At 62.1% G+C, this 17,481-nt stretch carries 18 protein-coding genes (1 of these 18 cut by a window edge); 9 read left to right on the forward strand and 9 right to left on the reverse strand.

The window, feature by feature from the left end; translation table 11 throughout:
- Nucleotides 1-912, reverse strand: partial view of a tyrosine--tRNA ligase gene (gene tyrS, locus J5X93_RS23630; protein ID WP_043210472.1) — the 5' portion only. The gene continues 288 nt to the left of window position 1, outside the view; 912 of the gene's 1,200 nt are visible here — the first part of the coding sequence; it begins with the start codon at nt 910-912; its stop codon lies off the left edge, out of view.
- 213 nt (nt 913-1,125) lie between these two features.
- Between tyrS and J5X93_RS23635 the strand changes: the two genes are divergently transcribed.
- Both J5X93_RS23635 and J5X93_RS23640 read left to right on the forward strand, forming a co-directional pair.
- On the forward strand, nt 1,126-2,556 hold the full coding sequence (locus tag J5X93_RS23635; RefSeq protein ID WP_250034076.1) for a peptidoglycan DD-metalloendopeptidase family protein: 1,431 nt from the start codon (nt 1,126-1,128) through the stop codon (nt 2,554-2,556).
- 3 nt (nt 2,557-2,559) lie between these two features.
- Nucleotides 2,560-3,651 (forward strand): anhydro-N-acetylmuramic acid kinase, encoded by a 1,092-nt coding sequence (locus J5X93_RS23640; protein WP_043210467.1) that lies wholly within the window; start codon nt 2,560-2,562, stop codon nt 3,649-3,651.
- Between the two features lie 61 nt (nt 3,652-3,712).
- On the opposite strand, the gene erpA is transcribed toward J5X93_RS23640, so the two are convergent.
- Together erpA and argC are read right to left on the reverse strand one after the other, a co-directional pair.
- Complete coding sequence (erpA, locus tag J5X93_RS23645) at nt 3,713-4,063, reverse strand: iron-sulfur cluster insertion protein ErpA (protein WP_043210464.1); 351 nt, start codon at nt 4,061-4,063, stop codon at nt 3,713-3,715.
- Between the two features lie 166 nt (nt 4,064-4,229).
- Nucleotides 4,230-5,264, reverse strand: a complete 1,035-nt coding sequence (gene argC / locus J5X93_RS23650) for an N-acetyl-gamma-glutamyl-phosphate reductase (protein ID WP_090346183.1) — start codon at nt 5,262-5,264, stop codon at nt 4,230-4,232.
- A 141-nt stretch (nt 5,265-5,405) separates the two neighbouring features.
- Between argC and hemJ the strand changes: the two genes are divergently transcribed.
- From hemJ to J5X93_RS23675, 5 genes are all read left to right on the forward strand, one after another.
- Nucleotides 5,406-5,831 carry a protoporphyrinogen oxidase HemJ gene (gene hemJ, locus J5X93_RS23655; protein WP_043210459.1) on the forward strand — a complete coding sequence of 142 codons (426 nt, stop codon included), beginning with the start codon at nt 5,406-5,408 and terminating at the stop codon, nt 5,829-5,831.
- Between the two features lie 120 nt (nt 5,832-5,951).
- Nucleotides 5,952-6,734, forward strand: coding sequence for an SDR family NAD(P)-dependent oxidoreductase (locus tag J5X93_RS23660; RefSeq protein WP_043210455.1), 783 nt, complete (start codon nt 5,952-5,954; stop codon nt 6,732-6,734).
- Nucleotides 6,735-6,798: 64 nt separating this feature from the next.
- On the forward strand, nt 6,799-7,137 hold the full coding sequence (locus tag J5X93_RS23665) for a histidine triad nucleotide-binding protein (RefSeq protein ID WP_009408519.1): 339 nt from the start codon (nt 6,799-6,801) through the stop codon (nt 7,135-7,137).
- A 65-nt stretch (nt 7,138-7,202) separates the two neighbouring features.
- Complete coding sequence (gene coq7, locus J5X93_RS23670; protein ID WP_043210450.1) at nt 7,203-7,850, forward strand: 2-polyprenyl-3-methyl-6-methoxy-1,4-benzoquinone monooxygenase; 648 nt, start codon at nt 7,203-7,205, stop codon at nt 7,848-7,850.
- 11 nt (nt 7,851-7,861) lie between these two features.
- Nucleotides 7,862-8,902 (forward strand): DUF2157 domain-containing protein, encoded by a 1,041-nt coding sequence (locus J5X93_RS23675; protein WP_250034078.1) that lies wholly within the window; start codon nt 7,862-7,864, stop codon nt 8,900-8,902.
- A 37-nt stretch (nt 8,903-8,939) separates the two neighbouring features.
- Here the strand turns inward: J5X93_RS23675 and J5X93_RS23680 are convergent, their stop codons facing one another.
- Nucleotides 8,940-9,362, reverse strand: coding sequence for an OsmC family protein (locus J5X93_RS23680; protein WP_028689009.1), 423 nt, complete (start codon nt 9,360-9,362; stop codon nt 8,940-8,942).
- Nucleotides 9,363-9,552: 190 nt separating this feature from the next.
- Here J5X93_RS23680 and crp point away from each other — a divergent pair, with 190 nt between their 5' ends.
- On the forward strand, nt 9,553-10,197 hold the full coding sequence (gene crp / locus J5X93_RS23685; protein ID WP_043210445.1) for a cAMP-activated global transcriptional regulator CRP: 645 nt from the start codon (nt 9,553-9,555) through the stop codon (nt 10,195-10,197).
- Here the strand turns inward: crp and J5X93_RS23690 are convergent.
- The 4 genes from J5X93_RS23690 to J5X93_RS23705 all read right to left on the reverse strand — a co-directional run bounded on the left by J5X93_RS23690 (nt 10,194) and on the right by J5X93_RS23705 (nt 13,512).
- Entirely contained in the window at nt 10,194-10,898 is a 705-nt protein-coding gene (locus J5X93_RS23690) for a lipoate--protein ligase family protein (protein WP_250034080.1), read from the reverse strand. The genes crp and J5X93_RS23690 overlap by 4 nt on opposite strands.
- A 128-nt stretch (nt 10,899-11,026) precedes the next feature.
- Nucleotides 11,027-11,863 carry an indole-3-glycerol phosphate synthase TrpC gene (gene trpC / locus J5X93_RS23695; RefSeq protein WP_043210439.1) on the reverse strand — a complete coding sequence of 279 codons (837 nt, stop codon included), beginning with the start codon at nt 11,861-11,863 and terminating at the stop codon, nt 11,027-11,029.
- The gene (trpD, locus tag J5X93_RS23700) at nt 11,860-12,909 is read right to left on the reverse strand and encodes an anthranilate phosphoribosyltransferase (protein WP_250034083.1); all 1,050 of its coding nucleotides are present in this window, start codon (nt 12,907-12,909) and stop codon (nt 11,860-11,862) included. The genes trpC and trpD overlap by 4 nt, the downstream gene beginning before the upstream one ends.
- A 9-nt stretch (nt 12,910-12,918) precedes the next feature.
- Nucleotides 12,919-13,512, reverse strand: a complete 594-nt coding sequence (locus J5X93_RS23705; RefSeq protein ID WP_043210433.1) for an aminodeoxychorismate/anthranilate synthase component II — start codon at nt 13,510-13,512, stop codon at nt 12,919-12,921.
- Between the two features lie 375 nt (nt 13,513-13,887).
- Here J5X93_RS23705 and estP point away from each other — a divergent pair, with 375 nt between their 5' ends.
- Nucleotides 13,888-15,753 (forward strand): esterase EstP, encoded by a 1,866-nt coding sequence (gene estP, locus J5X93_RS23710; RefSeq protein WP_250034087.1) that lies wholly within the window; start codon nt 13,888-13,890, stop codon nt 15,751-15,753.
- Nucleotides 15,754-15,946: 193 nt separating this feature from the next.
- Here the strand turns inward: estP and trpE are convergent, their stop codons facing one another.
- Entirely contained in the window at nt 15,947-17,428 is a 1,482-nt protein-coding gene (gene trpE / locus J5X93_RS23715; protein WP_043210427.1) for an anthranilate synthase component I, read from the reverse strand.
- Between the last annotated feature and the right edge of the window lie 53 nt (nt 17,429-17,481).

Raw genomic sequence — 17,481 nt, forward strand, 5'->3', positions numbered from 1 at the left:
AGCCTCTTCACCATGGAAGCGCGCCACAATCTCTTCGGCCAGCTTGATCTTGATGTCGCGCGGGTTGGCACCCTTCTCCACATCGGCTCGGAACTGGTTGATCTCTTCCATGGAGCGGAAGCTCAGCAGCTCGAAATAACGCCACATCAAGGTGTCCGGAATGGAGACCAGCTTGCTGTACATCACCCCCGGAGCTTCCTGGATGCCGACATAGTTGCCCAGAGACTTGGACATCTTCTTGACGCCATCAAGCCCTTCAAGCAAAGGCATGGTGACAATGTTCTGCGCCTCCTGGCCATAGGCACGCTGCAACTCGCGCCCCATCAGCAGGTTGAACTTCTGATCGGTACCACCAAGCTCCACGTCCGCCTTGAGCGCAACCGAGTCGTATCCCTGCACCAGCGGATACAAGAATTCATGGATCGCAATCGGTTGGTTGCTGCTATAGCGCTTGTCGAAGTCATCGCGCTCGAGCATGCGCGCAACAGTGTACTGGGAGGCCAGTCGAATGAAGTCGGCCGGCGTCAGCTTGTCCATCCAGGTAGAGTTGAACGCGACTTCGGTCTTGGCCGGATCAAGGATCTTGAATACCTGCTGCTTGTAGGTCTCGGCGTTATCCAGCACCTGCTCCCGGGTCAACGGCGGGCGGGTCGCGCTCTTGCCACTCGGGTCACCGATCATGCCAGTGAAGTCACCGATCAGGAAAATGACCTGATGCCCAAGGTCCTGGAACTGGCGCAGCTTGTTGATCAGCACAGTATGGCCCAGATGCAGGTCCGGCGCAGTCGGGTCGAAGCCCGCCTTGATACGCAGGGGCTGGCCGCGCTTGAGCTTCTCCACCAGTTCCGACTCGACCAATACCTCTTCCGCACCGCGCTTGATAAGCGCCAGCTGCTCTTCAACCGACTTCATAGACAGACCCGCAAGGCTCAGATTCAAGGGGAGCCAACCATACAAGATCGGCCATCAATTACAAGTTTCGCAAAGGAATGTGACCCGGATGACGCATTGCGGCGTCTACGCGCCCTTGCGCGAAACCGGATTTGGTTATATTTTATACAGTTATTTCATCTTCATCATGTCATTCATCTTTTCCATTTCACCTTTTTCAAAGTCACCTCACCTATGACCAACGAGACGCCTAAAGCGCCCCCGCTTTATCCGAAAAGCCATTTGTTGGCCGCCAGCGGCATTGCCGCCTTGCTCAGCCTGGCTTTGCTGGTATTTCCCTCCAGCGAAGTCGAAGCCAAGAAGACCACCCTCAGCCTGGAGCTGGAAACGCCGGCCGAGCAGTTGAAGGACGAGTCCAAGGCCGCCCCGCTGGTTCAAGCCGAGAACGACGAAGGCTCTCCTTTTGCCCAAGTCGAAGAGGCCGAACCACCCACCAAGCAGGCTGAGCAACAAGCGCCAGCTACCGAGGAAAAAGCCAAGGAGACCGCCGAGGCCAAGCTGCCCGGCCATCGTGAAGTCGCGGTCGCGCGCGGCGATACCCTCTCCACACTGTTCGCCAAGGTTGGTTTGCCAGCCAACGTAGTCCATGACGTCCTGGCAAGCGGCAAGCAGGCCAAGCAGTTCAGTCAGCTAAAGCATGGGCAGGTCCTGCAGTTCGAACTCGACGAAGACGGCCAACTGGCCAGCCTGCACAGCAAGATCAGCAACCTCGAGACCATACGCCTGACCAAAACAGCCAAGGGCTACAGCTTCAACCGGGAAATCAGCAAGCCGGTGGTGCGCACTGCCTATGCCCATGGCGTGATCAAAAGCTCGCTGTCGGCTTCCGCCAAGCGCGCCGGCCTGTCCCACAGCATGACCATGGACATGGCCCGCGTCCTTGGCTACGACATCGACTTCGCCCAGGACATCCGCCCTGGCGATGAATTCGACGTGGTGTACGAGCAGAAGGTCATGGACGGCAAGGTGGTCGGCACCGGCAACATCCTGTCCGCGCGCTTCACCAACCGCGGCAAGACCTATACCGCTGTGCGCTACACCAACAAGCAGGGCAACACCAGCTACTACACCGCCGACGGCAACAGCCTGCGCAAAGCCTTCATCCGTACGCCGGTGGATTACGCCCGCATCAGCTCGCGCTTCTCCGCTGGCCGCAAGCACCCGATCCTCAACAAGATCCGCGCTCACAAGGGTGTGGACTACGCCGCACCACGGGGCACGCCGATCAAGGCCGCCGGCGATGGCAAGGTACTTCTGGCAGGCCGCCGCGGTGGCTATGGCAATACCGTGATCATCGCCCACGGCAACTCCTACAAGACCCTTTATGGTCACATGCAGGGCTTTGCCAAGGGCATCAAGACCGGCAGCTCGGTCAAGCAAGGCCAGGTGATCGGTTACATCGGCACCACCGGCCTGTCCACGGGTCCACACTTGCACTACGAGTTTCAGGTCAATGGCGTTCACGTCGACCCGTTGAGCCAGAAGGTGCCCATGGCCGACCCGATTGCCCGCTCCGAGCGCCAGCGCTTCCTGCAGCAGAGCCAACCCCTGATCGCCCGCATGGATCAGGAAAAGGCCACCCTGCTCGCCGCCAACAAGCGCTGAACCATGGCGCTTTATCTGGGTGTGATGTCCGGAACCAGCCTAGATGGTTTGGACATCGCACTGATCGAACAACGCGAGCAGACCCACCTGCTCGCCACTCACTACACCCCCATGCCTTCTGATCTTCGTCAGGCGCTGCTTGCCCTCTGTGCCAGCGGCCCTGACGAGATCGCGCGTGCCGCATTGGCGGAGAACCGCTGGGCTAGCCTCGCCGCCGAAGGCATAAAACAGCTCTTGGCAAGCCAAGGCCTGGACGCCAGCGCCATCCGTGCAATCGGCAGCCACGGTCAGACCATCCGCCACGAGCCGGCCCGTGAATTCACTGTACAGATTGGCAATCCGGCGTTGCTGGCCGAGCTGACGGGCATCTGCGTTGTCGGTGATTTCCGCCGTCGTGACGTGGCCGCGGGAGGCCAAGGCGCCCCGTTGGTGCCTGCATTCCATGAGGCGCTGTTCAGCCACCTGGGGCAACGCGTGGCCATTCTGAACGTGGGCGGGTTCAGCAACCTCAGCCTGATCGAGCAAGACCAACCGGTCCGTGGTTTCGACTGCGGCCCAGGCAACGTGCTGCTGGACGCCTGGATCGAACGCAAGCGCGGCCAAACCTATGACGCCGATGGCGCCTGGGCCGCCAGCGGCCAGATCATCGATACGTTGTTGGACAAGCTTCTGGCGGACCCCTTCTTTGCAAGCAGCGGCCCCAAGAGCACCGGCCGTGAAGTGTTCAACCTTCCCTGGCTGGACGCCCATCTGGCAGCGCTGCCAGCCTATCGGGACGAAGATGTACAGGCCACGCTGCTGGAACTGACCGCCCGCAGCATCATTGACTCGCTGCTTGGCGCCCAATCAGGCACCGAGGCCCTGCTGGTCTGTGGTGGTGGTGCTCGCAATAGCGCATTGATGGGTCGCCTGGCAGCGCTGCTGCCTTGTGCCCAGGTCAGCAGCACAGCCGCCCATGGCGTGGACCCGGACTGGGTCGAAGCCATGGCCTTCGCATGGCTGGCCCATTGCTGCCTCGAACGCATCCCGGCCAACCGCCCCAGCGTGACCGCCGCCCGGGGGCTGCGCGTTCTCGGGGCGATCTATCCAGCCTGACGAACCTGCACAACGCAAAACGCCGCGCAATTGCGCGGCGTTTTCGTTGCAGGGCCCGGCCTCAGATCGAGAACGAGGAACCGCAACCGCAGGTGGTGGTGGCATTGGGGTTCTTGATCACGAAACGCGAACCTTCAAGGCCTTCTTGGTAGTCCACCTCGGCGCCTGCCAGGTATTGGAAGCTCATCGGGTCCACTACCAGGGATACACCCTCGCGCTCGACGATGGTGTCGTCCTCGGCCACTTCTTCATCGAAGGTGAAGCCGTACTGGAAGCCAGAGCAACCGCCGCCCGTCACGAACACACGCAGCTTCAGGCGATCATTGCCTTCCTCGCTGACCAGGGTCTTCACCTTGTTCGCAGCACCTTGGGTAAATTCCAAAGCCGTGGGGGTGAAGGTTTCGACGCTCATGTTGACTCTCCCGGCGCAGTGTCGCCATAAAACTCGATGACGCGCATTATCCGCTTCTCCGAGAAAATTGGTCAACAATACGAAAGCTGCAAGTGACAAGCTACAAGCGGAAAGCCAATCCCGGCGTGCTCACTTGTAGCTCGAGGCTTGCAGCTTACCGCTGCGCTTAGGGCAGCAGACCCGCATGGGAGAGCCCCATGCGCTCGTCCAGACCGAACAGGATATTCAGGTTCTGTACCGCCTGGCCGGAAGCCCCCTTGACCAGGTTGTCGATCACCGACAGCACCACCACCAGGTCGCCCCCCTGAGGACGATGTACAGCGATGCGGCAGACATTGGCACCACGTACGCTGCGGGTCTCAGGATGGCTACCAGCCGGCATCACATCGACGAACGGCTCATCGGCATAGCGCTTCTCGAACAGCGCCTGTAGATCGACGGAAGTGTCGGCGACGGTCGCGTAAAGGGTCGCGTGAATACCGCGAATCATCGGCGTGAGATGCGGCACGAAGGTCAGCCCGACTTCCTTGCCAGCGGCTTGACGCAGCCCCTGGCTGATCTCCGGCAGATGGCGATGGCCCTTGACCGCGTATGCCTTCATGCTTTCGCCTGCTTCACAGAACAGTGAACCTACGGCTGCGCCACGCCCCGCCCCGCTCACCCCGGACTTGCAGTCCGCAATCAGTCGCGATGGATCAGCCAGGCCTGCCTCCAGCAGCGGCAGGAAACCCAGCTGAGTGGCGGTCGGATAGCAACCGGGCACTGCGATCAGGCGGGCCTGGCGGATCTTCTCGCGGTTGACCTCTGGCAGGCCATACACCGCATCCTTGAGCAATTCCGGCGCACCATGGGGCTGGCCGTACCACTTGCCCCACTCCACGGCATCCTGCAGACGGAAATCCGCGGACAGGTCGATGACCTTGGTCCCGGCAGCCAGCAATTCGCCAGCCAGTGCGTGGGCAACCCCATGGGGCGTGGCGAAGAACACCACGTCACAGGCGCCCAAGGTCTTGCTGTCCGGCACGCTGAAGGCTAGGCCATCATAATGACCGCGCAGGTTCGGATACATGTCGGCGACCGCGACGCCCGCCTCGGAGCGCGACGTGATGACAGCGACCTCGGCCTGTGGGTGCTGTGCCAGCAGGCGCAACAGTTCGACACCGGTGTAACCCGTGCCGCCAACGATACCGACCTTGATCATAACGCTTGCCCCTTCTTCAACGAGCCCACTGGAAAGCGCACGATAATAGGGGTGCGGGGCCTCTGTAACAACTCTTCGGATGCCCCATTGGACGCTTGACCGTTACTATCTGACGACCGTGAATCCTGAAGGAACTCCCCCATGCTTTATCTATGGATCAAGGCCCTGCATATCGTCAGCGTGGTCTGCTGGTTCGCCGGGCTGTTCTACCTCCCGCGCCTGTTCGTCTACCACGCCCAAAGTCAGGACAGCCTCAGCCTGGACCGCTTCGTCACCATGGAACGCAAGCTGTATCGCGGCATCATGAACCCAGCGATGATCGCCACTTACGTCTTCGGCGCCTGGATGCTCTACCTCAATCCTGGCTGGCTGAGCCAGGGCTGGCTACACGCCAAGCTCACCCTGGTGGCGCTGTTGACCGTCTACCACCATATGTGCGGCGCCCAGCGCAAACGCTTCGCTGCTGGCACCAATACTCGCGGGCATGTGTTCTACCGCTGGTTCAACGAAGTGCCGGTGCTGTTTCTGCTGGGCATCGTGATCCTGGTAGTGGTCAAGCCGTTCTGAGCCCGAAGGATCATGTGCTGGCAGGCCCCTGAGGCTCGGGGCTGAGCCGGTAGCAAAAGGCAACACCTTCTCCGGCCACGCTGTACACTAGTCGCCCTTTTTCGGCCTCAGGAGCCTTGCATGACCCGTTACGCCATGATTACCGGTGCTTCCAGCGGCCTAGGGCTTGCCCTGGCGGAAGCCCTGGCACGGCGTGGGCGCAACCTGATCTTGGTGGCACGCCACCGCGAGACCCTGGAGCCGGTCGCCATCGAGCTGACCCAGCGCTTCGGCGTCGAAGTGCTGTTCCGGGCTTGCGACCTGAGCCAACCCCTACGCCTGTCGGGCTTCGTCCTGGAGCTCGAAGAAGGCGAGCGACACATCGACCTTTTGGTCAATTGTGCCGGCCAGCGGACCTATGGGCCGTTTCTCGCCCATGAATGGGCCGACGAACAAGATCTGCTGGAGGTCAACGTCCTCGCCCTGAGCCGCCTGTGTCATGCCATTGGCAACCTGATGGCTTTGCACGGAGGCGGACAAATCCTCAATGTCGCAGCCCTGGCCAGCGCCGCGCCCGGCCCGTGGATGGCCACCTACGCAGCCAGCAAGGCCTATGTGGTGAGTTTCTCCGAGGCGCTTCGCGAGGAGCTCAAGCGCACCGGAATCAAAGTCTCGGTCCTGTGCCCCGGGCCTGTGCGATCCTCGCGCCGACGCATCCCTCGGCTGGACGACAGCGCGCGCTGCCTGAGCCCGGAAGAAGTGGCGCTCTATACCGTACGCGCGCTGGACAAGAACCGCGCCCTGATCATGCCTGGACGACGCAACCGCTGGCTGGCGGCGATGCCTCGCCTGATGCCACGCTGGCTCACGCGCAAGCTGGCCGGCGTCATCCATCGGCGCTACTGCCCGGTCGGCGTCGAATAGCCACTGGGCGAGCGTCGTCGTGCTGGGTACACTCGGCCCGGACACTCACCATGGAGTACGAGCTGTGGAGACTATCTTCACCAAGATCATCAACCGGGAGATCCCGGCGAAGATCATCTACGAGGACGACCAGGTTCTGGCCTTCCACGATATCGCCCCGCAGGCACCTGTGCATTTTCTGGTCATCCCGAAAAAGCCCATCCGCACCCTCAACGACCTGACCGAGGAAGACAAAGGCCTGGCCGGCCATATCCTGTTCACGGCCCAGCGCCTGGCCAAGGAACTCGGCTGCGAGGATGGCTTCCGTGTGGTCATGAACTGCAATGAGCTGGGCGGCCAGACGGTCTACCACATCCACATGCACGTGCTCGGCCAGCGCCAGATGCACTGGCCGCCGGGCTGATCCAGGGCAACCGTCTCCTTCCCGATTGCGGTAAACTGTCGGGCACACTCTAGCGGAGGTGCCCGATGGCTACCGAACGTCACTACTCGCCGCTCGACCGCTTGTTGCTGCAGGCCGATACTGCCATGCGCACCTTGCTGCCCTTCAGCGGCCAACCTGCCCGCCCATCCCCGGCCATCGTCCAACCCGATGCCGAACTGGACGAAAGCCAAACCCGCCATATTGCCGGCCTGATGCGGATCAACCATACCGGTGAAGTCTGCGCCCAGGCGCTGTACCAAGGCCAAGCCTTGACCGCCAAGTTGCCTGAAGTGCGCAAGGCCATGGAGCATGCCGCCGAAGAAGAAGTCGACCACCTGGCTTGGTGCGAGCAACGCATCCGCCAGCTTGGCAGCCACCCGAGCGTGCTCAACCCGCTGTTCTATGGCATGTCCTTCGGCATCGGCGCCCTTGCCGGCCTGGTCAGCGACAAGGTCAGTCTCGGCTTCGTCGCAGCGACCGAACACCAGGTATGCAAGCACCTGGACGAGCACCTTGAGCAACTGCCCCAGGAGGATGAAAAGTCCCGGGCCATTCTCGAACAGATGCGTGTCGATGAAGAACAGCACGCCGAGTCTGCACTCGAAGCCGGCGGCTACCGCTTCCCAGCCCCTGTGCGCTTCGGCATGAGCCTGATGGCCAAGGTGATGACTAAAAGCACCTACCGCATCTGAAGGGCACGAACATGACGGAACGTTTCGACGCCAAGGACCTGGCTCGCGCGGTGGACGCAGGTGTTCTTCAACCGGGCCAGGACCAGGCCTTGTTAGCCTTCCTGCGCCAGCAACCGCAAACCCGCGGTACTTTCCAGCTTGCCCATGTGGCGTTCTACTTCGGCGCATTACTGATCATGGGCGCCATGGGCTGGCTGCTCACCGAAGCCTGGATGAGCATCGGCGATTCGGCGCTGCTGGGCGTTTCCTCGCTCTACATCGCCTTGTTGACGCTGCTCGCCCTTAGGCTGCAACGCCGGGAGCAACCCATTGCCGCTGGCGTGCTGGCCGCAGTCGCCGTGAGCATCGTGCCCTTGGCAGTGTTCGCCATCGAGCGCCTTGCCGGTTGGTGGCCACTCGACGATACCCAGAGCGAGTATCACCAGTACTACACCTACGTACAGGGCGGCTGGGTACTGATGGAGGCGGCCACGGTGGTGGCGGGCTTGTTGATGCTGCGCCTGGTCCCCTTTCCCTTCATCGTGATGCCGATGGCCGTGGCCCTGTGGTTCATGTCCATGGACCTCAGCGAATGGTTCTTCGGTTCACCGTTCAGCTGGGAACAGCGTCGCACGGTCTCGTTGTGGTTCGGTCTGACGCTACTGGCGGTCTTCATCGTGATCGATGGGCGAACCCGCCGGGACTACGCAGGCTGGGGCTATCTGGCGGGACTGGCGGCATTCTGGGGCGGACTGACGCTGATGGACAGCGGCAGCGAGCTGGGCAAGGCGTTGTATTGCGTGGTCAATCTTGGCCTGATGGGCTTGGCGGTACTGTTGCGTCGGCCGGTGTTCATGGTTTTTGGTTCCATGGGCGTGGCGGCCTACCTGGGCTACCTCTCCTATGACGTGTTCGCCGAGTCGCTGCTCTTCCCGCTGGTGCTGACCGTGATCGGCCTGGGCGTGATCGGGCTGGGTTTGCTGTACCAAAAAAAGCGTGAGCAACTGAGCCAGTCGCTACGGGCACACCTGCCAAGATGGTTGCAGCAAGCGCTGCCCGCACTTCGTAACTGAACAGGCTTGGGGCTGCAAAGCAGCCCCGACCGGTCATTCAACCCAGCTCGACGATCTCGTAGCCGTGTGTGATTTCCACGCCAGCGCGATCGAGCATGATCGAGGCCGAGCAGTACTTCTCCGCCGACAGTTCCACCGCGCGCTTGACCTGAGCTTCCTTAAGCCCGCGCCCCTTGACCACGAAGTTCAGGTGGATCTTGGTAAATACCTTGGGGTCTTCGCTGGCGCGCTCGGCTTCCAGGAAGGCCTCGCAGCTCTCCACGGCCTGGCGGGACTTCTTGAGGATGCTCACCACGTCGAAGCTACTGCAGCCGCCCAGGCCGAGCAGCAACATTTCCATGGGGCGTACGCCCAGGTTGCGTCCGCCTGCCTCGGGCGGGCCATCCATGACCACGACATGGCCGCTCCCCGATTCGCCGAGGAACATCGCTTCACCGGCCCACTGGATGCGTGCCTTCATGTATCTGGACTCCAAGATGCTTGAGAAAGGTCGTCAGCTTAGTCTTTGTGGCGCTCTCGGAAAAGCGCAATGCGAGCGCCTTTAAAGCCATTGCAAGTGGCAGTGTCTGATAAGCTGACGCCAAATGACTGGCGCTCGTCGCCAACGTCCTATAAAAAGTGCAATGCCTCGCCCCGAACAGGATTTCGTGATGGTTGCCTCCGCTCTACCTGCCAAGATCAAGAATATCGACAAGCTGCTCGCCCACTGCCAGCGCCGCCGTTACGCCGCCAAAAGCAACATCATCTGCGCTGGCGACCGGGCTGAAACGTTGTCCTTCATCATCAAGGGTTCGGTGACCATCTTGATCGAGGATGACGATGGCCATGAAATGATCATCGCCTACCTCAATAGCGGGGATTTCTTCGGTGAGCTGGGCTTGTTCGAGTCCGCAGGACAAGAGCAGCAGCGCAGCGCCTGGGTCCGCGCCAAGACTGAGTGCGAGGTAGCTGAAATCAGCTACGACAAGTTCCGTGAACTGGCCCGCCAGGATCCAGACATCCTCTACGCCCTGGGCAGCCAGATGGCCCAGCGCCTGCGAAATACCACCCGCAAGGTGGGCGACCTGGCTTTCTTCGATGTCACCGGCCGCGTGGCCCGATGCCTGCTTGACCTGTGCAAGCAGCCCGATGCCATGACCCACCCGGACGGCATGCAGATCAAGATCACCCGTCAGGAGATCGGCCGCATTGTCGGCTGCTCACGGGAGATGGTCGGCCGCGTGCTCAAGGACCTTGAAGAGCGCAGCCTGGTGCAGGTCAAGGGCAAGACCATGGTGGTCCACGGCACCCGTTAGTCGCGAGGGATCGCCGCGATCACCTCATTGTAGGCCTGACTCAGGCGCTCGAACCACGGCGCCTTGGGCACCACTTCGTGCAGAGCGATATGGCTGTCGGCACGGCAACGCTGCTCCAGATCACAGCATTCATTGAAGCGGTTGACCGCCGCGACCATCGATTCTCGCTCGTTGTCCAGTAACAGCGCGCCGTGCACCAGCACCACCGCACGCTTTCCGCCTAAGCCCTGGCGCCAGCGCTGGGCAGTACCGACCAGCTTGCGACCATTGAGATTGACGTTATACCGACCGTCGCAGAACGCGCCGTCGATCTCGCCGACCGAAGCCACGCCGCCCCACTCGCGCAGCACATCGCACAGTGGTAGGCACAGGCGCTCATAGGCATTTTCGATGCGCCCGTGATCTCCTTCACTGCGCGGCGCAACGTAGACCAACGCCACATTCACTGTCGAATGGGACTGAGGCACCGGCTCGCCGCCCGTTTCGCGCAAGAGCACAGGCCACCCGGCAATGGCCAGCTCAGAGCAGGCGGCCTCGAAGTTGTCCAGGCGGCTCATGCGTCGAGGCATCACCAGGGCGTGGTCGGTCGGGCGCCAGAACAGCACACCCGCGTCACGCTCGCCACGGCATACCGCCGCCAGCAGCTCCTGCTCGGCGTGCAGGCCTTGTTCGACGGTCAGCGCCAGCGGTCGTTCGGTCATTGATCCACCTAAAGATGTTGGTTGCACAAACCCTTTCATGGGCAAACCCGCTCCCATGGGATTTTCGTTGCGTTCAGGCTGCGAAGAGCAGGCATACAAAAAAGCCGGCAAACGCCGGCTTCGATCGATCAGTCCAGTTCCTGAACCACGGTTTTCACCGCGCGCTCGGGGAAGAACAGTCGCTGCAGCTCCAGCCCAGGCTGCTCGGCACGCATGAACGCCTCACCGACAAGGAACGAATAGACCTCGTTGATTTCCATCAGCTCCACATCGGCACGGTTGAGGATACCGCTCTCGGTAATCGCCAGGCGGTCACGCGGAATGCGTGGTAGCAAGTCCAGCGTGGTCTCCAGGCTGACCTCGAAAGTATGCAGGTTGCGGTTGTTGACCCCGACCAGCGGAGTATCGAGGGTGTTCAACGCGCGCTCCAGCTCAGCAGCGTCGTGCACCTCGACCAGAACATCGAGCCCGACAGACTTGGCGGTAGCAGCCAGTTCAGCCATGCGTACGTCATCCAGCGCGGCGACGATCAGCAAGACGCAATCGGCGCCCAGGGCCCGGGCCTCGACCACTTGGTAAGGGTCGATGAGAAAGTCCTTGCGGATCACCGGTAGCTTGCATGCCGCGCGGGCCTGCTGCAGGTAGGCATCGCCGCCCTGGAAGTAATCCACATCGGTCAGTACCGAAAGGCAGGTGGCCCCGCCCTTTTCATAGCTGACGGCGATGTCGGCCGGAACGAAATGCTCGCGGATCACGCCTTTGCTGGGCGAGGCTTTCTTGATCTCGGCAATCACTGCCGGCTGCTTGCGCTTGGCCTGTGCGAGCATGGCGTTGGCAAAGCCTCTCGGGGCGTCGGCCGCCTTGGCCATTCGCTCCAGCTCGGCCAGGCCGACGCGGGCACTGCGTTCGGCCACTTCCTCGACCTTGCGGGCAAGGATCTTCTCCAGCACCGTCGGTACGCTCATGCTTCGTTCTCCTGCTTGAATACCGCGGTAAAAGCGCCCAACTCTTGCAGCTTCTCCCAGGCAAGGCCTGTGTGCAGCACGTCATGGGCAAGTTCTACACCGCTCTTGAGGCTCATGGCGTGGTCGGCGGCGTACAGCGCCGCGCCAGCATTGAGCACGATCATCTCGGCGGCCTTCTGGCCATTCTCGGTCTTGCGCCGGCCTAGGGCGTCACGGATCAGCTCCAGCGAGGCCTGCGGACCTTCGACAGCCAGACCGTGGAGGCTCTGACTCTTCATGCCAAGGTCTTCGGGCTCGACCCAATATTCGGAGATCTGGTCATTCTTCAGTTCGGCCACGAAGGTCGGTGCAGCCAGGCTGAACTCATCCAGACCGTCCTTGGAGTGCACCACCAGCACATGCTTGCTGCCCAGGCGTTGCAGCACTTCGGCCAACGGGCGGCACAGGGCCTGGGTGAACACCCCGACCACCTGGTGTTTCACACCGGCCGGATTCGTAAGCGGGCCCAGCATGTTGAACAGGGTGCGCAGCCCCAGATCACGGCGCGGGCCGGCAGCATGCTTCATGGCGCTGTGGTGGGTCTGGGCGAACATGAAGCCGATCCCCAGGCTGTCGATGCAGCGGGCGACCTGCACGGGCGTCAGGTTCAGGTAGATTCCAGCGGCCTCCAGCAGGTCGGCACTGCCACTCTTGCCGGATACCGCGCGGTTGCCATGCTTGGCCACCGGGCAACCCGCTGCCGCGAGGACAAACGCCGACGCGGTGGACACGTTGAAAATGTTGGCACTATCGCCGCCGGTGCCGACGATGTCGACCACACCGTCGAGGGTTTGCAGTTCTACCTTGCTGCACAACTCACGCATCACCGATACGGCACCGACGATCTCGTCGATGCTCTCGCTCTTCATGCGCATGCCCATCAGGAAGGCACCGATCTGCGCCTCACTGCACTGGCCCGTCATGATCTGGCGCATGACAGCGCGCATTTCTTCGGTGGACAGATCCAGGTGGCCGACGATACGGCTCAACGCGCTCTTGATATCCATGTTCGCTCCTTAGCGATGGCCGCCGGTCTGCTTGAGGAAGTTGGCGAACAGTTCGTGGCCCTGCTCGGTGAGGATCGACTCGGGGTGGAACTGCACCCCTTCGATGTTCAGCGTCTTGTGGCGCAGGCCCATGATCTCGTCGACCGAGCCATCGGCATGGGCCGTCCAGGCAGTGATTTCCAGGCACTCGGGCAGGGTTTCGCGCTTGACCACCAGCGAGTGGTAACGGGTCACGGTGAGCGGGTTGTTCAAGCCGGCGAACACGCCCAGGTCGCGATGATGGACCGGGCTGGTCTTGCCGTGCATCACCTGGCGGGCGCGAACCACATCACCGCCAAAGGCCTGACCGATGGACTGGTGGCCCAAGCAGACGCCGAGGATCGGCAGCTTGCCGGCGAAGTGCAGGATGGCCTCGATAGAGACCCCGGCCTCGCTCGGCGTGCAAGGGCCAGGGGAGACGACGATGCGCTCGGGCTTGAGGGCTTCGATCTGGGCGATGGTCATTTCATCGTTGCGAATGACCTTGACCTCGGCGCCCAGCTCGCCCAGGTACTGGACGACGTTGTAGGTAAAGGAGTCGTAGTTGTCGATCATCAGTAACATCGGGCTGAACCTCTTGAATCTACTGACTTTGAATTCGAACCTTCCAATGCCGGTGCAAGCGCGGGCTGTCCCGCAGCGAGCGGTGGATGAAGCGACTGGAAGGCAAACGGGGGCGGGCCGGACGGGCCGGCAGGAGATAAAGTCAGGCGCGCCAACGCCAACGGGCGTGGGCCTTGATAACGCGCATCAAGAGTTTGCTGACGATCAACACAGAAGTAGGTCTCGCTTGTACGTCACGGCACAGTAGCCTACCGGGCCGGCGGGTGCAATATGCCCGTAAATACGGAGAAACGAATCCACTTGGATCGAATTCCCTCAGCTTTGTTAAGGTCAATCGGGCTGTTCCGACAAAAATAAAGAAAAGGACCTTCTCCAATGCGCAAAACACGCTTCATTCGTCCCCTGATGGGGCTTCTGGCCCTTTCCTGCAGCCAGGCCATGGCAGCGCCCTCGCCCTACTCCTCGCTCATCGTGTTCGGCGACAGCCTCAGCGATGCCGGACAGTTCGGGCTGCGCTTCACCAACCGCAATGCCGATGGCAGCTATGCACCGGTCACGCCGATGATCCTGGGGAACCGGCTGGGTGTACCCACCGACGAGCTCAACCCCTCCACTTCCATCGGCACCCGCCCCGACGGCAACAACTGGGCGGTCGGAGGCTACACAACGCAGCAGATACTCGACTCGATCACCGAGACCTCACGCACCATCATCCCGCCGGGACGTCCGGGTGCGGGTACGGTGCTGCGCGAGCGTGACGGCTACCTGGCCAATGGTTTGCGCGCCGCCCCTAACGCTTTGTACTACCTGACCGGCGGCGGCAACGACTTCCTTCAAGGGCTGGTCAATACCCCGGGCGACGCCGCTGCCGCCGGCGCGCGCCTGGCAGCCAGTGCGCAGGCCCTGCAACAGGGTGGTGCGCGCTACATCATGGTCTGGCTGTTGCCGGATCTGGGGCAGACACCCAACTACAGCGGCACGCCATTGGAAGGCCCGCTGTCGCAATTGTCTGGCGTGTTCAATCAATCATTGCTGAACCAGCTCGGCCAGATCGACGCACAGATCATCCCTCTGAACATTCCAGCCCTGCTTCAGGAGGCCTTGGCGAATCCAGCCGACTTCGGGCTGGCCACCGGCCAGAACCTGGTCGGCACCTGCTACAGCGGCGAAGGCTGCGTGGGTAACCCGGTGTACGGGGCCAACGGCATCACACCGGATCCCACCAAACTGCTGTTCAACGATTCGGTGCATCCGACCATCGCCGGTCAGAAACTGATCGCCGACTACGGCTATTCGATCCTTGCTGCACCCTGGGAGCTGACGCTACTGCCGGAAATGGCCCACGGCAACCTACGGGCCCATCAGGACGAGCTGCGCAACCAATGGCAGACACCCTGGCAGGCCGTTGGCCAATGGCAGCCCTTTGTCGCCACGGGCGCTCAGGACCTCGACTTCGACGACCAGCGCGGTGCCGCCAGCGCAGATGGACGCGGTTACAACCTGACCCTGGGCGGCAGCTACCGCCTCGACGACGCGTGGCGCATCGGCTTGGCGGCTGGCGTGAACCGGCAGAAGCTCGAGGTCGGAGAATACGACTCGGACTACAAGCTCGACAGCTATCTCGCCACGGTCTTTGCCCAATATCGCCAGCACCGCTGGTGGGCCGACGCGGCATTGACCGCAGGGCACCTGGACTATCACGACCTCAAGCGTACCTTCGCGCTCGGCGTGGGGGAGCGCAGCGAGAAAGGCGACACGGATGGCGAGGCGTGGTCGGTCACCGGCCGGCTGGGTTACAACCTGGCGAGCGAGCACAGTGTCTGGCAGCTGTCGCCCTTCCTCAGCGCCGACTATGCCCGGGTCAAGGTCGACGGTTACGAGGAAAAGAGCGGGCGCTCCACAGCCCTGGCCTACGATGACCAGGAACGCAGCTCGCGGCGTCTGGGGATAGGCCTGCAAGGTGGCTATCAGTTTGCGGCAGGTACCCGGTTATTTGTCGAAATCGCCCGAGAGCACGAATTCGAAGACGACCGCCAAGACCTGAGCCTGCACCTCACCAGCCTGCCAGCCCATGACTTCACACTCACCGGCTACACGCCGGACAGCAACCTGACCCGTGCCAGCCTGGGGCTGACCCATGAACTGGTGCCCGGTGTGCACCTGCGGGGCAACTACAATTGGCGCAAGAGCGATGCGCTGACCCAGCAAGGCGTCGGCCTGGCGCTGAGCTTGGACTTTTGAACGGAACTGGCGCCCTGCGGCAGATCCCGTTGCCTGTTTTGTGGGTAATCCCGCTCCTGCAGGACAGCGGACTCGTCAAAAGCACTCGAGAACCCGCGAAACAGGCCTGAGCGCCGCTGTCGCAACAGGCTCCGCACAGGCCCTCCAAAGAAGAACGGCGCCACTAGGGCGCCGTTCACTCATCTACTGCCCGTCAGGCTTGTGGCGTCTGCTCCGCCAAGGCCACCGCGCGGAACATGGCCCGACGCTTGTTGATGGTTTCTTCCCACTCAAGCGCCGGTACCGAGTCAGCGACGATGCCGCCACCAGCCTGCACATGCAGCTCGCCGTCCTTGATCACCGCGGTGCGGATGGCGATAGCGGTGTCCATGTTGCCATTCCAGGCAAGGTAGCCCACGGCGCCGCCATAGACGCCACGCTTGACCGGTTCCAGCTCGTCGATGATTTCCATGGCACGGATCTTTGGGGCGCCCGACAGGGTGCCAGCCGGCAGGATCGCGCGAAGCGCGTCCATCGCGGTCAGGCCTTCACGCAGTTGACCTGTGACGTTGGAGACGATGTGCATGACGTTGGAGTAGCGCTCGATAACCATTTTCTCGGTCAGGCGCACGCTGCCGGTGGACGATACCCGGCCCACATCGTTGCGACCCAGGTCGATGAGCATCAGGTGCTCGGCGATTTCCTTATCATCGGACAGCAGATCGTCTTCCAGTGCCCGGTCGGCTTCTTCGGTGGCGCCGCGTGGACGGGTTCCGGCGATCGGTCGCACGGTGACCAGATTGTCCTCGACACGCACCAGCACTTCTGGCGAGCTGCCCACCACATGGAAGTCACCGAAGTTGAAGAAATACATGTAAGGCGTCGGGTTGAAGCAGCGAAGCGCTCGGTAAAGGTCGATCGGCGCGGCCTTGAAGTCGATGGACATACGCTGGGACGGCACCACCTGCATGCAGTCACCGGCCAGGATGTATTCCTTGATGCGCCCGACCGCGTTCTCGTAGTCCTCGCGGGTATAGCTGGAGCGGAATGCGGGCTCGGCGGCGAGCGGGCCGCTCAGGTCCAGGCCGCGACGCGGGGTGATCGGCTCGCGCAGCTTGGCCAGCAGCTCCTGCAGCCGCGCCTGGCCTTGCTCGTAAGCCTGTTCCTCGGCCGGGTCCACTAGCACGATCGCGTGCATCTTGCCCGCGAGGTTATCGAACACCACCACGGCATCGGAGACCATCAGCAGGATGTCCGGTACACCCAGCGGGTCCGGGTTCGGGCAGGCACCCAGGCGCTTTTCCACGTAACGCACGCAGTCATAGCCGAAGTAACCGACCAGACCACCGTTGAAGCGTGGCAGGCCCGGGATGTCAGCGACCTTGTAGCGATCCTTGAAGGTCTCGACGAACGCCAAGGGGTCCTCTACGTCATGGCTTTCCACCTGCACGCCGTCCTGCAGGACGCTCGCGTGGTAGCCATGCACACGCAGCACGGTGCGCGATGGCAGGCCGATCATCGAATATCGCCCCCACTTCTCGCCGCCCTGAACGGACTCGAGCAAATAGGAGTTGGGTTGGTCGGCAAGCTTCAGGTAGATCGACAGCGGCGTGTCGAAGTCAGCCAGGGTTTCGCAGGCCAGGGGAATGCGGTTGTAGCCGGCAGCGGCCAGGCGCAGGAATTCTTCGCGGGTCATGGGTAGCCTCGTGGCAAGCGGCAATGGGGTCGGGCAAGCGGACGGGCCGGCAG

The sequence above is a fragment of the Pseudomonas sp. BYT-1 genome (genome assembly GCF_023611805.1).
In the GTDB taxonomy this organism is placed as follows: domain Bacteria; phylum Pseudomonadota; class Gammaproteobacteria; order Pseudomonadales; family Pseudomonadaceae; genus Aquipseudomonas; species Aquipseudomonas guariconensis.